The following is a 15,813-nucleotide window of genomic DNA, read 5'->3' as shown; positions in this document are numbered from 1 at the left end:
GACGTGAAACGCATCAGCGGCGAACCTACTTGAGGGGTGACCCTCCGGTAACCTAGCTCGGTGCCAGGCTCATCTCTCCACACCAACCCCCCAATACAAGGGGGGTTAATTTTCATCTGGGGGTAAAACTTACGGGAAGTTTCTCCCTTGAGCTCGCCGTAAGAGTTCTGTGCGTTCCAGATGGTTGAAGATGTGCGTGATCAGCTCTGGACCGACGATGGGTTTACCAACGAAGTCATCCTCTCCCGCTTGAAAGACTTGTTCGAGTGTGTGAGGGTCTGGGTGGGCGATTAGGAAGAGTATCGGGATCTTGCTCCAATCTCGGTCGTTTAATTCCGACATTATTTGATTAAGCTGCTCCCAAAAGTCTTTTGGGATCGAGAGGGAGTACAGGTCAAGTCTCCAGGGATCCAGTGGTTCTCTCAGCGCAAGGACGAATGACTTGTTGTCATCCACAACTAAAATCCTTTTTCTCTCGAGGTTTGAGGCTTCATTTTTGGCATAATCTAGTTGCTCGTTGAGAATCTTAAAGATAGCATCTGGGTCAATAGGCTTTTGCAAGAGCATGCGCTTGAGATCAGCATCTTTCGTTAGCAAAATGAGGAGAGGCAGATTTCGATTCCACCGAGATGGTGCTGGTTCGATCAATGTCCGGCCCAAGTATCTGGGCTTGGGCCGTCGACGGGGGCAAGAACCGAACCTTGGCTTAGCCAGTTTTTAAGGCAATAGGTAGCCCGGCAGTCGTCCTCGTTGTAGATGAGCGACTGCTCCAAATAGCGGCGATCTCGTGTTTCCAGCCACTGGCTGTACCAGTAGATGGAGTGGGCTCCACTGCCCTCGGGTAGTCGCCACTTAAACCCCAGCCAGCGAGCGATGTTTTTCAGGGAGTAGCTCTCGATGGGTAGCACTACCGAGCGCTGAACCCAGCTGTGCAAATCTACAAAGCGCTTCAGCAGTTGCCGCACCTCTCGGGGATCCGTTTGGTGCTGCTCCCCCAGTCGCCGACAAGTCTGTACTTCAAAGCTGTGAAAATGATAGATGGGGGCCTCAGGGTAGCGTTGAACTAGCTGTAGGAATTGTTGCCAGGCTTGCCCTTCCTCTCGCGGCTCAGCAGCTAGGCAACTGTAGTAGTTGACAACCTTGTTCTCCTCTGCTTGTTCTACCACGAGCAAGCCCAGTAGGTAAGCGACGTTGTGGCGGGGATCCGCCTCGATATCGAAGTACAGCTCCACGGGCGCTGTCGGCAGAGCCTGAGGCGGGGATTGCAGCCAGAGGGGCTTGCGGCTGAGGGTGGCACGGGCTTGAAGCTGCAGTTGCAGGGCCACGCCGGCTCCCAGCTTGGGGATAGCCTGGAGCATCTCCAGGCGAGCGTTAGCTAAAGCCTCAATCGAATGGATCCCTGCCTCCTGCAAAAGGGGATAGCGGGATCCGGTTACGCCCGGCAGCAGGCTGAGGGGCTGGGCGACGGCATTCAACTGCCGACAGTGCTCCCGCCAGTGACAAAGATGACAGCGGCTGCGGGCCATAAACACCTGCGGCGGCTCCGCCTGCTCAAGGGAGTGCAGATAATCTTGCAGCAAGCGACGCACCTGGGTGCGGCGTCGGCTGAGGTGAACAAGGTGCCACTTCCCGTCTTTTAAGATCAAGAAGCCGCATTTGGGTACCTGACCCTGCAGGGATCCAAGCAACTCGGCCTGCAACGCCAACAACAACTCGTACTCCGGCTTGGGGCGCTTGCCAATGCGAATGTGAACCGGTAGGTAGGAGAGCTGGCCCTTGCCGATACTGGAGGGATCCCGAATCAAGAGATCCAGTGAGCTGCTTACCCAAACGGAACGAAACTCTGGAATAGCCTCAGGCGGCAGCGCAAGGCTGGAGGATGTCTTGTCGGTGGAGTTGTCTTCGGTGAGCTCCACCTCTGTCTCAAGGGAGGGGGCGAGGGCAACTTCAGAGTCGGTAGGCTCCGCCTCTGCCGCTCCCTCCGGATCCACTTCCCAAAACAGCTTTGCGACGACTTGGCCGCCGTAGATCCGCTCCGCCCCTGCTGCCATAGCTGCTAAGAGAGCTTCATTGCCCGGCGCCACCTCTTCTCCCGGAAATCGCTCCAGCACAGCAGCTTGCAGGGCTTGACGATCCCGACGCCATTGCTCCAGCAGGCTTTCCGGCGGCAGCTTGGCTTCTTGAGGCCCAAAGCGATCTAGGTAGGGCAGGCGCCGACAGCGAAAAAAGGCCAGCAACTCTTCTGCGTCAACAGAACCCTGCTGGAACTCCAACGGCGGACAACCTCAGCTCTGCTGCCATTTTGGCACGCCTTTTGGGGATCCCTTACGACCTGGGATCTTGAGCTGACAAAAGGTGAGGGATATTGACGGCTTCAGCCAAAGTCAGTACCGCCCCTACCAGGCGATCGAGGCGGAAATCAATTTGGTCAAATCGGTCTCTGTTTTGCATCTGGCTATTGCTGCGTTTTGTTGGCTGGGGAAAAGCTGGGGCTTGACCCCACCTTGCCTCTTCATTGTTGCTCAGCAGCTAGGCCAATGCCTGAGCTGTTCTGCGCAATTTGCTGGGCTAGGTGTGGTTTTGTCAATACTGGGTCTCGTTCACCATTTTCAATGCTGACGGGAAAACGATGATGAGCGAGATCACAGCCCTAGAGAAGTTGAAAAAGCAAAAGGAGACCGCCCAAGGGCTCCCCGCCAGAAACCTGTTTTGGGGGGCTGCCCTGGCGTATGCTAAAGGAGAAAGATTTCTTTACACCCGCAGATGGAGCCGACTGTAAGCGCTCTTTCGATGGCCCCGGCCCTGTCCCAGACCCAGCCGGCGGCAGTGGAAATGCAGGGGGTGTGGAAGCGTTTTGGGCAGCAGGTGGCGGTTCAGGACTTGAGCCTGCGGATCCCGCAGGGGGAGGTGTTTGCCCTGCTAGGGCCCAACGGCGCCGGCAAATCCACCACCATCCGCATGCTCACCAGCCTGACCCGCCCCAGCCAGGGATCCATCCGCGTAGGGGGGTATGATGTGGTGCGGGATCCCTTGGCGGTGCGGCGGCAGATCGGCGTGGTGTTGCAGCCCATCACCCTGGAAGCAGAGCTGACGGTTTGGGAAAACCTGGAGTTCCATGGGCGCATGCACCACATCCCCAACCCGGAGCGGCAGCAGCGCATCGACGAGTGGCTGGAGTACGTGAAGCTGGCCGACCGGCGGCACGACAAAGTGAAGACCCTCTCCGGCGGCATGAAGCGGCGCCTCCAGGTGGCCAGGGCGCTGTTGCACCGGCCTCAAATTTTGTTTTTGGACGAGCCAACCGTTGGGTTGGATCCCCAGGCGCGGCGGCTGCTGTGGGAGATCCTGCGGGATCTGAACCGGCAGGGGATGACCTTGCTGATTACCACCCACTACATGGAAGAGGCCGAGGAGCTGTGTGACCGCATCGGCATCATGGACGGCGGGAAGCTAATCGAGCTGGGCAGCACCGACCAGTTGCGGGCCAAGTACGGAGAAGCCCTGCTGGTGCGCTCCCGCCCTGGCCAGGAGGTGAGCTACACCTTTTTCCCCAGCTTGGCGGAGGCCCAGCGGCAGTTGGAAGCGGAACCCGACAAAACCGGCCTGATGGTGCGCCCTGCCAACTTAGAAGATATTTTTGTACGCTTGACGGGCCGTCGCCTGGATTAGCGCGCCCTCAGCCTCAACCTCTCTCCTTCGGAAAGAGGGAGGTTACGGTTTTTCCTCTCCCCATCCCTCCTTTGGAGTGGGGGGCTCGAACTTGTAGCCAACTCCGCGCACGGTGCGGATCAGCTCCGGTTGGCTGGTATCGGTTTCCAGCTTCTTGCGAATTTGGCCGATGTGGACATCGACCACCCGTTCATCTCCCTCGTGGTTAAAATCCCACACCTCTTGAATCAGCTCAGACCGTCGCCACACCCGTCCTGGGTGTCGAGCCATGGCGTAGAGCAAATCAAACTCTAGAGCGGTCAGGTTAATCGGGCGACGGTCACGGATAACTTCTCGGGTGGTCGGGTCGATCACCAAGGAGGGAAAAGTCAAAACCGGCGCGCTGCCTGTTTCCGTTCTCGTCCGCCCTCGGCGCAGGATAGCCTGTACCCGCGCCTGTAACTCCGGCAGGCTGAAGGGTTTGGTCAGGTAGTCATCTGCGCCTAGCTGAAATCCTTGCAGCTTGTCGGCAGGATTCACTCGGCTGGTTAACATCAACACATACACGCCGGTCTCTTTTTGCATCTGCTGGCAAAGGTCGTAGCCGCTCACATCCGGCAAATTCAGATCCAAAATCACCAAGCCTGGCTGAAAAGCGCGCAACTGCTGGAGGCCCTCGGCCCCCGTCGTCGCTACCTCGACTGAGTACCCCTGCCGCTGCAAATACCGCTTGAGCAGCGCGCAAATGCTGGGATCGTCATCGATGATGAGGATGCGTAACATGGCAGCTTGACGCTCTCACAGTCAGCACGAGGCAGAGTTGTAGAAAAGCCCTGCCCGCAGGGCAAACGCATTTTGCGCCTGGGCAGGAGAGGGCAGCCCATCCAGACTACAACAGATAGCTTCAGGTTTTTACATTACCCATTGGATTGCACCAGGAGCTTGGCCTTTCTGGAACCCTCTTTCTCTGGGTAAATCAAGGGAGGCTAACCCAAGAATCTCAGGCATTATTCATTCTACTGGGTTGTCCGGAGGAAAGGGAAAGGGTAAGGTAAAAGGGATTCGCGCAGCAGCTTCTTGCCCGCAGAGAGAAGCCCATTCAAAAACCTCGCCACTTCTGTACTTGCAGGCCAAACCTTAAAGTTGCACGCCGGTTTATCCCAGAAGCCTATGTACAATCCCAACGAAGTCTTTCGCAAAGATATCCAGTTGGCCCTCTTCACCTGGGGGATCCTGGAGCTGGCCTGTTTTGTCATCATGCCGTTTACCCGGGCCTACGAGTATGCGCAGGTAGCGGATTGGCTGTGGCCTTCGCTGGTTTTGGGACCGGTGGGGGCGGTGGTGGTGGCCTTTTGCTCAAAGCTCACAGTAGCTGCTAATTACATCCCCGACCCGAAAAAGAAAAGGGCCCAGCGACAAATTGCCCAGGTCATCAGTTTCTTCGGCTTCCTGGGCTTGGCCTTGCCCTTGCTCCTGGCCGGGTGGACATTTGGCCACGAGGTTCTCACCACCGACTGGGAGAATATGTTCACTAAGTAGAAACTAAACTTGCTACTGATTTGCTCCAGACAGCGTTGCCCCTGGGTAGGTGGCTTCCCAAGGCAGTACACAGAGGCGAAACTAGAAGTACCAGAGATGCTCTGGTACTTGCAAGCGTTGGCAAAGCCCTTTGCTTTCGTCTCCGGCTTTTGGGAGCTAAGTTTTGGATGGCTAACTACCCAATGCGAGGCCGTTCTTCTCCTGCTGCCAGCGGTTTTCCCTTCGGCACCTTAATGGCACTGAGCCTCTCGGTTGGGGTCTTGGCTGCTCTGGGTTGGCAGGCGTGGCGGTTCATTGCCCCCCTGCTGGCTCCTCCTGCGGCGCCTCAGTTTCCTCGCGCGGTGCGTGTGGATCCCTTACCCAGCCCGACAAGTTTGCCTTCCTCCCCCTCTGTTCGCGTCAGTGGGACGGAGTCCTTGCCGGCGGCGGGCACCATCGACCCTGAGGCCTTTCCCCCCGGCAGCCGCGGGCGGGTAATCGAGCCCATAGGTCTAGCCATTCGCAGCCAGCCTTCTGCTGACGGAGCCTACCAAGGGGGAATTGTGGCGGGGGAAACGGTGACGGTGCTGGAGTACAGCGCTGATGGCCGCTGGCAGCGGGTGCGGCGGGAGCTAAACGGCCAGGAAGGCTGGGTGCGGGCCGGCAATTTGGGCCCCGTGGAGGGTGGGGCAGCGGTTGCTTCAGCCACAACTGCTGCAACGCCTGCGGTCGAATCCACACCAGAGTCCACTCCTTTGCCGACTCGGCCCCCCGCAGCAACAAGCATTGCCCCAGGTGCGCAGGGGCGGGTGATCGAGCCGATTGGCCTGGCGCTACGGGCCACTCCCGACCGGGAAGGGGCTTACATTGGTGGCCTGCCCATGAATGAGGTGGTGACGGTGTTGGAGTACAGCGCCGATGGCCGCTGGCAGCGCATCCGGCGCCAGAACGGGCAGGAAGGTTGGGTGCGGGCCGGCAACCTGGCGCAAGAGTAGCAAGATGCCCCGGTGGGGGATTGTAGGTTGGCGAGAGCTTGTGGTTGGCTGGGACAGTACCGCCAGCCGCTGTCGGGAGGGGCAGGCGCGCTAGCGGGAGGGAGTTCTTACACTGGTGGCAGCACCTGATGTCTTGGTTTCAGTGGTCATTGCTGCGACCCCTGGCCAAAGGGATGGTTCTGGTGGCCCTGGGTCTGGGAGCCGGCATGACGGCTTGTCGCCCGCCTGTCGAGCCGGGGCCAGCCAGGGATGGGCAGGCGATCTCTGCCTCGGCTACGGGCACGCTGGAGCTGTGGGCCAACGGCGAAGCGTTCCTGCGGGAGGGGCTGGTCTCCAAAGAGGGCTGGGCGTTGCAGTTTGAGCATGTGTACGTGACGCTGGCGGACATTACGGCCTACCAGACGGATCCCCCTTTTGATCCGCAAGGGCAAGGCGAGCTCCAGGCCAAGGCCTTGGTCAGCCTGACAGGGCCTCTTACGGTGGATTTGGTGCCGGAGCGAGCCCTGCTGGGATCCCTGGAAGCCCCCCCTGGGCACTACAACGCCCTGGCCTGGCGCCTAGTGCCGGCAGCGGAGGGGCCAGCAAAGGGCTACTCCCTCTGGATCGAGGGCAGAGCTCGACCGGCAGAAGGGGAGGGAGAGGCGATCCCCTTTGTGCTCAAGTTCAGCCCCGAGCTGGCTTTTGTCTGCGGCGAGTACGTGGGGGAGACGCGCAAGGGCTTTGTCCGGGCAGGCCAGGTGGCGGATCTGGAGGCGACTTTCCACTTCGACCACCTGTTTGGGAATGGCAGCCTGCCTCCCAAGGACGACCTCAACTCAGCGGCGCTGGGGTTTGCCTCCCTTGTGAAGTTGGACCCAGTCGACCCAGTCTCCCTCGAGCAAGGGCTAAAGGCGGGATCCCAGCCGCTGGAGGTGGACTGGGGCAGCCTGCAGGAGGGATCCCCTAGGGCCCAGGCTGTCTTGCAGAGCCTGCAGAGCTTGGGGCACGTGGGAGAGGGCCACTGCCGCGCCTCCTCTGGCGGCCTCGGCGGGACGGGATCCTTGCCTTAGGTTTTAGGCCTGGGTGGCTTTTGAGATCGAAGGGTGTCCTCTGTCTTTTGCTGACCGATGAACTCAGTCTGGCCAAAGCGCATCCCTTTTTCCCCTTCCTGGCAACTGAGCTGGTTGGCCTTGGGCCTGCTCCTATCTCCGCCGGCTTGGGGCCATGGGGTGGAGGCCTCTTGGCGGGCTGTTCCCACCTTTGAGATCCAGGCCCGCTACGATTCCGGCGAGCCGATGCGTTTTGCCCGAGTTACGGTGTTTGCGCCCACCAATCCCACTCTCCCCTGGCAGGAGGGAGAGACAGACGGAGAGGGCCGGTTTTGGCTGCAGCCGGATCCTGAGCTTAAGGGACTGTGGCAGGTGCGCATTCGCCAGGCCGGCCACGGCGGGGTGGTGAACGTGCCGGTGGGCGAGGAGGGTATGCAGGCAGAAGGGATCCCCAGCCCCTCCTCCCCTGGCTTTGGCCCCCTGCAGCGGGGGGTTATGGCTGCCTGTGTTATCTGGGGCTGTTTGGGCACGGCCCTGTTTTTTTCCCGGCCCCGCCCCTTCCAAGGCCCAGAACTCCCCGACTCCCCAGTGGATGCTGCCGCTTTGAGCCAAGACTAGCCATGCACATCAGCGAGGGCCTTTTGCCAGCACCGCTTTGGCTGGGGGGTTATGGCATCACTGCCCTGCTTACGGGTTGGAGCCTACACCTCCTCCAGAGGTTGGAAAAGGATCCCCGCCGCCAGCTCCCCAAGGCAGCGCTGCTCACGGCGGCCTTTTTTGTCGCCTCCTCCCTTCACCTGCCTTTTCCCCCGGCCAGCCTGCACCTGCTGCTCAATGGGCTGATGGGCGTGATGCTGGGGGCCTTGGCCTACCCGGCAATTGTGGTGGGCCTGTTTTTTCAGGCGGTGGCTTTTGGGCATGGGGGGTTGACCACCCTGGGGATCAACGCCGCCATTATGGGGATCCCGGCGCTTCTGGCAGGAGGGATCTTCCGGGCAAGCCGGCGCTGGTTGGGCACGGGCTGGGCCGCTTTTTGGGCGGGAGCGGTGGGGGTGGTGCTGGCGGCGCTGCTGTTTTACGGCGTGGTGCTGGCGGCGCTGCGCAGGGAGGGGATCCCTTCCACCTCGGCAGAGCACCTGGCTCTGACCAGTTTGGTAGCTGCCCACCTGCCGCTGGCGGTGGTGGAGGGGCTGTTTACCCGTTGGGTGGTGGGGTTTTTGCAGCGGGTGCAGCCGGAGCTGCTGGGAGAAGATGCCCAAAGATAGGGCTGAGGCTGTTCATCCCTGTCGTCGGGCCATGCCGGTTAGGGAGAGGATGCTTTCTTCACAAGCTCCCCTGCCGCCGCCCCCTTCTTGGCTGCACCGCTGGCGGCCCCTGCCCAAGCTGGTTGGCCTGCTGGCACTGATGGCGGCCTTTGCCCAGGTGCAGCGCCTGGCCTTGCTACCCCTGGTCTGGGCGGTGGTGGCTTTTCTCTGGGGGCTCTCCGGATTGCCTCTGCGCCGAGGGCTCAGACGCCTGGCCGCTCCCGGCGTTCTGTTGATAGCCTTTGTCCTCTTCCTGCCCTTTGCCGTTGGGGACACCCTCCTCTGGCGCTGGGGATCCCTGGCTTTGCGCTGGGAGGGGCTGGAGAGGGCCCTCTGCCTTGGCGGGCGCAGCCTGGCGCTTTTAGCGCTGGCGACGCTGCTGTTGGAGACCACTCCCCTACCGGCCCTGTTGGCAGCTTTGCGGGCGCTGGGGATCCCCGACCTCCTCCTGGAACTGGCCTGGCTAACCCAGCGCTATTTGCAGGAAGTGGGCAGCCAGTGGCAGCGGATGCAGCGGGCCGCGCGGCTGAGGGGCTGGCGACCGCGGGGATCCCTGTGGCAGCCTGGGCCAACTTGGCGGCAAGACCTGCCCTTTCTGGCTGCTGCCGTGGGCACTTTGTTGGTTCGCAGCTACGAACGTTCGCAGCGAGTTTACCAGGCGCTGCGCCTGCGGGGCTACGGGCGGGCGCCCTTGGTGCCGCCAGCGGCTGGCGGGGATCCCTGCAGTTGGGCGGCCACCGGGCTGGCGCTGGCAGTGGCTGTTGGCTTGGTTTTGGTTAACTTTGGGGGCTATCCCGATTGAGCGGGTTGGCAGCGAGTTAGACAAGATAGACGCTTCTCTTCCCCGCCTTTAAAAGCAAAACCCAACTAGAACTAGAATAAGAAGGCTTTAATCTTCTCAGCTCTTGTCGCCATTTGCGCGTCCTCTCCTGGGGCTATGAACTGGTTAGAAACCGCTTTGTCTACCTCTTCCCTCAAGGAAGCGCCGGCTGTTGCCGTTGTGCACCTGGGCTGTGAGAAAAACCGGGTGGACACCGAGCACATGCTGGGCCTGCTGGCCCAGGCAGGCTACCGGGTGGAGGGCGACGAAGACAGCGCCGACTACGTCATCGTCAACACCTGCAGCTTCATCGAAGCGGCGCGGCGGGAGTCGGTCAGCACCCTGATGGAGCTGGCGGTGCAGGGCAAGAAGATCATCATCGCTGGTTGCCTGGCGCAGCACTTCCAAGAGGAGCTGCTGCGGGAGATCCCCGAGGCGGTGGCCATCGTCGGCACCGGCGACTACCACCAGATTGTCCAGGTTATCCAGCGGGCAGAGCGGGGAGAGCGGGTTAACGCCGTTACCTCGAGCTTAGATTACATTGCCGACGAGACCGTCCCCCGCTATCGCACCACCCATGCCCCGGTGGCCTACCTGCGGGTGGCGGAAGGGTGTGATTACCGCTGCTCCTTCTGCATCATCCCCCACCTGCGGGGAAAGCAACGCTCCCGCCCCATCGAGTCCATTCTGCGGGAAGCAGAACAACTGGCTGCAGAAGGGGTGCAGGAGCTAATCCTCATTTCCCAGATCACCACCAACTACGGGCTCGACCTCTACGGGGAGCCGCGGCTGGCCGAGCTTATCCGCGCTCTGGGCCAGATCCCCATCCCCTGGATCCGCATGCTCTATGCCTACCCCACGGGCATTACGCCGGCGGTGGTGGAGGCCATTCAGGAGACGCCCAATTTCTTGCTCTATCTGGATCTGCCGCTGCAGCACAGCCACCCAGCGATCCTCAAGGCCATGAACCGCCCCTGGCAGGGCCAGGTTAACGACCGGCTCATCGAACGGCTGCGCCAGGCCCTGCCCAAGGCTGTCCTGCGCACCAGCTTCATCGTCGGCTTTCCTGGCGAGACAGAGGAGCACTTCCAGCATCTTTTGGAGTTTGTCCAGCGCCACCAATTTGACCATGTGGGGGTGTTCACCTTTTCCCCGGAAGAGGGCACGCCCGCCTACCATCTGCCCCAGCAGGTGCCGGAGCCCCTCAAGGAAGAGCGCCGCGCCCGCCTAATGCAACTGCAGCAAGGGATCGCCTTCCGCCGCAACCGCGAGCAGGTGGGGCAGGTGGTGCCTGTGCTTTTGGAGCAGGAAAACCCCCGCACCGGCGAGTGGATTGGCCGTTCCCCCCGCTTTGCCCCTGAGGTGGACGGGGTGGTGTATGTGCGCGGGCCGGGATCCCTGGGATCCCTGGTGCCGGTGCAGATTACGCGGGCCGAGCCCTACGATCTCTTTGGCCAGGTGGTGGAGGCGCCAGCAGGCTTTAGCTGGAGCGGACGGTAGAATAATTCGGTTGAACTTCGGAAAGGCGAGATGGCCAGTGCAGATGAGCTGAAACAGGCGGCAGCCCAAGCGGCGGCCCAAAAGGTGCAGTCGGGCATGGTGGTGGGGCTGGGCACGGGATCCACAGCCGCCTTTGCTGTGGGCGCCCTAGCCCAGCGAATGCAAAAGGAGGGGCTGCAGTTCATTGGGGTGCCCACTTCCGAGCGCACGGCAGAACAGGCCCGCTCTCTAGGGATCCCGCTGGCCACGCTGGAGGAGCAGCCGCGCCTAGATCTTGCCATCGATGGAGCCGACGAAATCGAAGTGGGATCCCTCAACCTCATCAAGGGGGCAGGGGGAGCTCTGCTGCGGGAGAAACTGGTGGAGGCCAGCGCTGCTGAGCTCATCATCATCGCCGATGCCTCCAAAAAGGTGGCCCACCTGGGCACCCGCTTCCCGGTGCCGGTGGAGGTGGTGCGCTTTGGCTGGAAGACGACCCTAGCGCGGGTGGAGGCCCTGGGCTGTCAGGCGGTGCTGCGGCGCACTGCCGAGGGGGATCCCTACCTCACCGACGAGCAGCACTACATCCTCGACTGCCAGTTTGGCCCCATCGCCAATCCGGCCAAGCTGGCCGAGCAGCTCAAGGGAACGGTGGGGGTGGTGGAGCACGGCCTGTTTATCGGCATGGCCACGGAGGCCATTATCGCTGGGCCTGAAGGGATCGAGACGCTGCGGCAGAGCTGAGGGCCAGCTCGGCTGCTAGCAGGATGGCCTGCTTGAGGCTCTCGGCGCGGGCTACCCCCTGCCCGGCTAGGTCAAAGGCAGTGCCGTGGTCGGGGGAGGTGCGAATAAAGGGCAGCCCCAGGGTTAGGTTGACGGCCCGGTCAAACGCCAGCAGCTTCACGGGGATCAGGCCTTGGTCGTGGTAGAGAGCCAGGTAGGCATCGGCCACAGCAGGAGCTCCTTGACCATACCAGGCCTGGGCGGGCGCTAGCCACATGGTATCGGGGGGAAGCGGCCCCCAGATTTTGGCGTGGGGATAGGTTCTTAGCAGCTCCGCCAGCCACGTTTTCTCTTCCTGCCCAAGCTGCCCCTGCTCGCCAGCATGGGGGTTAAGGCCAGCCACAGCAATCACCGGATTGACAATCCCAAAGAGCTTACGCAGGGATCCAACCAGCAAGTCCAACTTCGCGCGCACCAGCTCCGGGGTAAGGGTGAGGGGCACCTGGCTCAGGGGGATGTGGGTGGTGGCCAGCAAAACCCGGATCTGCCAGCCGCTGTGGGGAGAACGGGCCACAAACAGCATGCCGTAGCGCTCGCTCCCGCTGAGCTGGGCCAGAACTTCTGTTTGGCCAGGGAAGGGGTAGCCCGCCTGGTGCCAGAGGTATTTGGCAATGGGAGCGGTCACGATCCCCTGGAACTGGCCCCGCAGCGCTTCTTCAATAGCTGTTTTCAGGTAGGCAAAGCTGGCCGCCCCGCTTGCAACATCCCCCCGGCCCACGCGCGACGGCTCTAGGTAGAAGCCGCTGCCGCCCTCCAGCACCGGGATCCCTGCCGGGTCGGCCAGGTCGGTTGCCCCTCGCTGGCGCAGAAGGCAGTAGGTAGCTTCCAAAACCTGCCGCTCGCCCACCACCGTTATCTGGGCGCAGGCCTGCACCTGGGGATCCGCCAGCGCCTTGAGCACAATCTCTGGCCCAATCCCCGCCGGATCTCCCAATGTCAGGGCTAGCTTCGGCAGCAGCAAGCTCATTTTCTATTTCTAGTCCAATTTCTAGGGATCCCCCCGAAGGGGGAACCTCTTCAGTAACTGGACCTTTTATGCCGACTACGCTGAACGTTTCCAATTTCTAGGGATCCCCCCGAAGGGGAAACGACGGATTAATTTTCGTCTATCGCAACTTAGGTAAATAGTTTCCAATTTCTAGGGATCCCCCCGAAGGGGGAACTGCTCAGCTCTTTAGGACTCTTTTAACAGAAACCTATGTTTCCAATTTCTAGGGATCCCCCCGAAGGGGGAACATTTTGTTGAACGACGACTACACGATTACTTCTGAAGAAGTTTCCAATTTCTAGGGATCCCCCCGAAGGGGGAACTTCTGGTGTCCGCATTATCAGTATAACACAAAGCAGTTTCCAATTTCTAGGGATCCCCCCGAAGGGGGAACCTGATGAGGTTAATTACTTAGACAGGCTTGTGTACGCGTGCTAGTTTCCAATTTCTAGGGATCCCCCCGAAGGGGGAACTTGCACTGGTTCTCCAATTCATGGAGCGCTGGGTAGTTTCCAATTTCTAGGGATCCCCCCGAAGGGGGAACTCCCAACCTCCTAATCCAGCAGTGAACAACTATCCTGCCGTTTCCAATTTCTAGGGATCCCCCCGAAGGGGGAACAATCCGGGAAGCGTGGGTGAAGGTTAAGGCCAATTTCGGCAGTTTCCAATTTCTAGGGATCCCCCCGAAGGGGGAACCTTCATGACTGTATGCCGCTACCGCGGGCATTGGTTGATGTTTCCAATTTCTAGGGATCCCCCCGAAGGGGGAACATTTTTAGAGGCAGAAAACTGTGATTCAACTGCCTAGATTGGGAGTTTCCAATTTCTAGGGATCCCCCCGAAGGGGGAACAGCAGCATTGCAGTACCAAGCCGCCAAGCTTGGTAGCAGTTTCCAATTTCTAGGGATCCCCCCGAAGGGGGAACATGCAGAGAAGAGGTATGGATAGGTATCCTAAGAGACCTAAAACTGTTTCCAATTTCTAGGGATCCCCCCGAAGGGGGAACGTCGTACTGGAGAAGAAGGAGGGTGACACCATAATTCAGGTTTCCAATTTCTAGGGATCCCCCCGAAGGGGGAACAAAAGCACCCCAAATGCAACATGCATTGTGGGAACTGGTTTCCAATTTCTAGGGATCCCCCCGAAGGGGGAACAACATCTCTACCTATATGGTAGCAGAAAGCTCTACATGTTTCCAATTTCTAGGGATCCCCCCGAAGGGGGAACTCTACCCTTATTAAACCCAAGCGGGGCAAGGAATGCAAGGCCTATTTGCGAGGGGGTCGGTCGAAAACGGCAAAAAAGGGCCCCGAAGAGGGGGGGTGAGAGGCCTGAAAGCCTTGTGGCGCAAGGCATCGAGCGGGTCAACGAAAGAATCGGCCTTTGCGGGTTTTGGCGAGGCGCTCGCAGAGCTGCTGATACCGTTTTGGTGTGCTTTTGGCAACATGACCGGGGTTGGGATCCCTAGGGGCGAGGTGCCCTGCCCAGCGGGTTGTCTGCCAGCGGATCCCTGCCGGCAAAATGGTTTAATGGAAACTTAGCAACATTTTTGAGCAGCGGTTGCCCTCTATGGCCGAGACCTTCCTTTACAATGCCTTGCGTGCCGCCCTCGACGAAGAGATGGCCAGGGATCCCAATGTGTTTGTTCTGGGAGAGGATGTGGGCCACTACGGCGGCTCCTACAAAGTCACCAAAGACCTATATCGCAAATACGGGGAGATGCGCCTCCTGGATACCCCCATTTGCGAAAACAGCTTCACCGGCTTGGCCATCGGGGCAGCCATGACCGGCTTGCGGCCTGTGGTGGAAGGGATGAACATGGGCTTTTTGCTCCTGGCCTTTAACCAAATTGCCAACAATGCCGGCATGCTGCGCTACACGTCCGGCGGCAACTTCAAGATCCCGCTGGTGATCCGCGGGCCAGGCGGGGTGGGACGCCAATTGGGAGCCGAGCACTCGCAGCGGCTGGAGGCTTACTTTCAGGCAGTGCCGGGTCTGAAGATCGTCGCCTGTTCTACCCCTTACAACGCCAAGGGTCTGCTCAAGTCGGCCATCCGCGACGACAACCCCGTTCTCTTTTTCGAGCATGTGCTCCTCTACAACCTCAAAGAAGACCTGCCGGAGGAGGAGTACCTCTTGCCCCTGGACAAGGCGGAAGTTGTCCGCACGGGATCTGACGTTACCATCCTCACCTACTCGCGCATGCGCCACCACGTGCTTAAGGCCGTGGACACCCTGCTGGAGCAGGAGATCGATCCGGAAGTGATCGACTTGATCTCCCTCAAGCCCCTCGATATGGAGACGATTGCTGCTTCGGTGCGCAAAACCCACCGGGTGGTCATCGTGGAAGAAGACATGAAAACGGGCGGCATTGGGGCAGAGCTGACGGCCCGCATCATGGAAGAACTCTTCGACGAGCTGGACGCGCCCATAGTGCGCCTGGCCTCCCAAGACATTCCCACCCCCTACAACGGCACGCTAGAAGCGGCCACCATTGTGCAGCCGGCAGATATTGTGGCAGCGGTGGAGCGGCTCCTCTACGGATGAGACTCTTGCCTGCTGGCAGGCAGTAGCCGGAGGGCGGGGAGTGCCTGCGCCCTTTTGCAAGATACCTATCCCAACCCCAAGGCGGTGTTGCTGGGGGAGAGCCGGTTCCAAATGCTGCCGGCCCGCTATCCCTAGGCGGCTCTGGAAGTGGGGAGGTGATCCTGAAAATCCTGCTGGTCGAACAGGTACACCGTGCGAATCGGGTAGGGAATGACCAATCCGGCCCGGTCACAGGCCTGCTTGAGGGCGATATCACCTGAGTGCGGACGCGGCGCACCTCCGCCTTGCGAGGCCGAGTCCAGTAGCGCACCACAAAATCGATGGAGCATGACTCTAGTCAATGATATGCTGGACTATACTGAAAATAATGCCCAGTATGTTCAGTATGGCTGCTTGGTATGGCTAGATATGTAAAACCGAGAGAAGCGGCGGATTATTTTGGGGTGTGTCTCCACACCTTGAGGCGATGGGAACAGAAAGGCTGGATCAAAGCAATACGTACTCCATCTGGTAGGGCAAGAAGGTATGACCTCGACAGCTACATCAGAACGCCAAAGAAAGCCAAACGAGTCGTTTTGTACGCCCGAGTCAGCAGTCGAGGGCAAAAGTCAGACTTGGAGAGACAGATTGCAAGACTGGTTAACCTCTATCCTGGAGCCGAAGTGGTCGGAGAGGTTGGCGGCGGTCTCGACTTCAAAAGACC

16 protein-coding genes and 1 CRISPR repeat array are annotated in these 15,813 nt (G+C 60.1%); of the genes, 11 read left to right on the top strand and 5 right to left on the bottom strand.

Translation table 11 applies throughout. From position 1 onward, the window contains the following. Nucleotides 1–129 precede the first annotated feature (129 nt). The gene (locus tag SYN60AY4M2_RS10605) at nucleotides 130–597 is read right to left on the bottom strand and encodes a response regulator transcription factor (protein ID WP_143597172.1); all 468 of its coding nucleotides are present in this window, start codon (nucleotides 595–597) and stop codon (nucleotides 130–132) included. A gap of 47 nt (nucleotides 598–644) precedes the next feature. Next, the gene (locus SYN60AY4M2_RS10600) at nucleotides 645–2,273 is read right to left on the bottom strand and encodes a TM0106 family RecB-like putative nuclease (protein ID WP_240527826.1); all 1,629 of its coding nucleotides are present in this window, start codon (nucleotides 2,271–2,273) and stop codon (nucleotides 645–647) included. A 517-nt stretch (nucleotides 2,274–2,790) separates the two neighbouring features. On the opposite strand from SYN60AY4M2_RS10600, the gene SYN60AY4M2_RS10595 reads away from it, so the two are divergent. Then, complete coding sequence (locus SYN60AY4M2_RS10595) at nucleotides 2,791–3,669, top strand: ABC transporter ATP-binding protein (RefSeq protein ID WP_099812878.1); 879 nt, start codon at nucleotides 2,791–2,793, stop codon at nucleotides 3,667–3,669. A gap of 42 nt (nucleotides 3,670–3,711) precedes the next feature. Here the strand turns inward: SYN60AY4M2_RS10595 and SYN60AY4M2_RS10590 are convergent, their stop codons facing one another. Then, a complete protein-coding gene (locus tag SYN60AY4M2_RS10590; protein WP_011431117.1) occupies nucleotides 3,712–4,431 on the bottom strand; it encodes a response regulator transcription factor in 720 nt (239 codons plus the stop codon). A gap of 387 nt (nucleotides 4,432–4,818) precedes the next feature. On the opposite strand from SYN60AY4M2_RS10590, the gene SYN60AY4M2_RS10585 reads away from it, so the two are divergent. From SYN60AY4M2_RS10585 to rpiA, 8 genes are all read left to right on the top strand, one after another. Further along, nucleotides 4,819–5,187, top strand: a complete 369-nt coding sequence (locus tag SYN60AY4M2_RS10585) for a hypothetical protein (RefSeq protein ID WP_099812877.1) — start codon at nucleotides 4,819–4,821, stop codon at nucleotides 5,185–5,187. Between the two features lie 167 nt (nucleotides 5,188–5,354). Further along, on the top strand, nucleotides 5,355–6,161 hold the full coding sequence (locus SYN60AY4M2_RS10580) for an SH3 domain-containing protein (RefSeq protein ID WP_011431119.1): 807 nt from the start codon (nucleotides 5,355–5,357) through the stop codon (nucleotides 6,159–6,161). 128 nt (nucleotides 6,162–6,289) lie between these two features. Continuing rightward, nucleotides 6,290–7,210, top strand: a complete 921-nt coding sequence (locus SYN60AY4M2_RS10575) for a DUF4382 domain-containing protein (RefSeq protein WP_240527825.1) — start codon at nucleotides 6,290–6,292, stop codon at nucleotides 7,208–7,210. A 57-nt stretch (nucleotides 7,211–7,267) separates the two neighbouring features. Beyond that, a complete protein-coding gene (locus SYN60AY4M2_RS10570) occupies nucleotides 7,268–7,807 on the top strand; it encodes a hypothetical protein (RefSeq protein WP_011431121.1) in 540 nt (179 codons plus the stop codon). Between the two features lie 2 nt (nucleotides 7,808–7,809). Further along, on the top strand, nucleotides 7,810–8,454 hold the full coding sequence (gene cbiM / locus SYN60AY4M2_RS10565; protein ID WP_099812876.1) for a cobalt transporter CbiM: 645 nt from the start codon (nucleotides 7,810–7,812) through the stop codon (nucleotides 8,452–8,454). 49 nt (nucleotides 8,455–8,503) lie between these two features. Then, a complete protein-coding gene (gene cbiQ, locus SYN60AY4M2_RS10560) occupies nucleotides 8,504–9,295 on the top strand; it encodes a cobalt ECF transporter T component CbiQ (RefSeq protein ID WP_099812875.1) in 792 nt (263 codons plus the stop codon). Between the two features lie 135 nt (nucleotides 9,296–9,430). After that, the gene (gene rimO, locus SYN60AY4M2_RS10555) at nucleotides 9,431–10,813 is read left to right on the top strand and encodes a 30S ribosomal protein S12 methylthiotransferase RimO (protein WP_099812874.1); all 1,383 of its coding nucleotides are present in this window, start codon (nucleotides 9,431–9,433) and stop codon (nucleotides 10,811–10,813) included. Between the two features lie 30 nt (nucleotides 10,814–10,843). After that, nucleotides 10,844–11,536 (top strand): ribose-5-phosphate isomerase RpiA, encoded by a 693-nt coding sequence (gene rpiA, locus SYN60AY4M2_RS10550; RefSeq protein WP_011431125.1) that lies wholly within the window; start codon nucleotides 10,844–10,846, stop codon nucleotides 11,534–11,536. On the opposite strand, the gene pdxA is transcribed toward rpiA, so the two are convergent. After that, nucleotides 11,493–12,542, bottom strand: a complete 1,050-nt coding sequence (gene pdxA, locus SYN60AY4M2_RS10545) for a 4-hydroxythreonine-4-phosphate dehydrogenase PdxA (protein ID WP_011431126.1) — start codon at nucleotides 12,540–12,542, stop codon at nucleotides 11,493–11,495. The two genes, rpiA and pdxA, sit on opposite strands and share 44 nt — an antisense overlap. A 10-nt stretch (nucleotides 12,543–12,552) precedes the next feature. Then, nucleotides 12,553–13,790: a CRISPR direct-repeat array (repeat unit 36 nt; unit sequence GTTTCCAATTTCTAGGGATCCCCCCGAAGGGGGAAC). 342 nt (nucleotides 13,791–14,132) lie between these two features. Between pdxA and SYN60AY4M2_RS10540 the strand changes: the two genes are divergently transcribed. Continuing rightward, nucleotides 14,133–15,110, top strand: coding sequence for an alpha-ketoacid dehydrogenase subunit beta (locus SYN60AY4M2_RS10540; protein WP_099812873.1), 978 nt, complete (start codon nucleotides 14,133–14,135; stop codon nucleotides 15,108–15,110). A gap of 131 nt (nucleotides 15,111–15,241) precedes the next feature. Here SYN60AY4M2_RS10540 and SYN60AY4M2_RS10535 read toward each other — a convergent pair whose 3' ends face one another. Further along, nucleotides 15,242–15,439, bottom strand: coding sequence for a hypothetical protein (locus tag SYN60AY4M2_RS10535; protein WP_206336919.1), 198 nt, complete (start codon nucleotides 15,437–15,439; stop codon nucleotides 15,242–15,244). Between the two features lie 69 nt (nucleotides 15,440–15,508). Between SYN60AY4M2_RS10535 and SYN60AY4M2_RS10530 the strand changes: the two genes are divergently transcribed. Next, nucleotides 15,509–15,813: MerR family DNA-binding transcriptional regulator (locus SYN60AY4M2_RS10530; protein WP_143597322.1), on the top strand; the 305-nt coding region annotated here is incomplete at its 3' end.

The sequence above is a fragment of the Synechococcus sp. 60AY4M2 genome, from assembly GCF_002760375.1.
GTDB lineage: Bacteria > Cyanobacteriota > Cyanobacteriia > Thermostichales > Thermostichaceae > Thermostichus.
Note: the sequence above shows the minus strand (reverse complement) of the source record. Positions and strands in the feature narration are given on the sequence as shown.

Bases quoted from the DNA above. Each gene is read 5' to 3' on its own strand.
- cbiM (WP_099812876.1), top strand. From the start codon at position 7,810: ATGCACATCAGCGAGGGCCTTTTGCCAGCACCGCTTTGGCTGGGGGGT.
- SYN60AY4M2_RS10570 (WP_011431121.1), top strand. From the start codon at position 7,268: ATGAACTCAGTCTGGCCAAAGCGCATCCCTTTTTCCCCTTCCTGGCAA.
- SYN60AY4M2_RS10535 (WP_206336919.1), bottom strand. From the start codon at position 15,439: ATGCTCCATCGATTTTGTGGTGCGCTACTGGACTCGGCCTCGCAAGGC.
- SYN60AY4M2_RS10540 (WP_099812873.1), top strand. From the start codon at position 14,133: ATGGCCGAGACCTTCCTTTACAATGCCTTGCGTGCCGCCCTCGACGAA.
- rimO (WP_099812874.1), top strand. From the start codon at position 9,431: ATGAACTGGTTAGAAACCGCTTTGTCTACCTCTTCCCTCAAGGAAGCG.
- SYN60AY4M2_RS10590 (WP_011431117.1), bottom strand. From the start codon at position 4,431: ATGTTACGCATCCTCATCATCGATGACGATCCCAGCATTTGCGCGCTG.
- cbiQ (WP_099812875.1), top strand. From the start codon at position 8,504: ATGCTTTCTTCACAAGCTCCCCTGCCGCCGCCCCCTTCTTGGCTGCAC.
- SYN60AY4M2_RS10575 (WP_240527825.1), top strand. From the start codon at position 6,290: ATGTCTTGGTTTCAGTGGTCATTGCTGCGACCCCTGGCCAAAGGGATG.
- SYN60AY4M2_RS10585 (WP_099812877.1), top strand. From the start codon at position 4,819: ATGTACAATCCCAACGAAGTCTTTCGCAAAGATATCCAGTTGGCCCTC.
- SYN60AY4M2_RS10580 (WP_011431119.1), top strand. From the start codon at position 5,355: ATGGCTAACTACCCAATGCGAGGCCGTTCTTCTCCTGCTGCCAGCGGT.
- pdxA (WP_011431126.1), bottom strand. From the start codon at position 12,542: ATGAGCTTGCTGCTGCCGAAGCTAGCCCTGACATTGGGAGATCCGGCG.
- SYN60AY4M2_RS10595 (WP_099812878.1), top strand. From the start codon at position 2,791: ATGGCCCCGGCCCTGTCCCAGACCCAGCCGGCGGCAGTGGAAATGCAG.
- rpiA (WP_011431125.1), top strand. From the start codon at position 10,844: ATGGCCAGTGCAGATGAGCTGAAACAGGCGGCAGCCCAAGCGGCGGCC.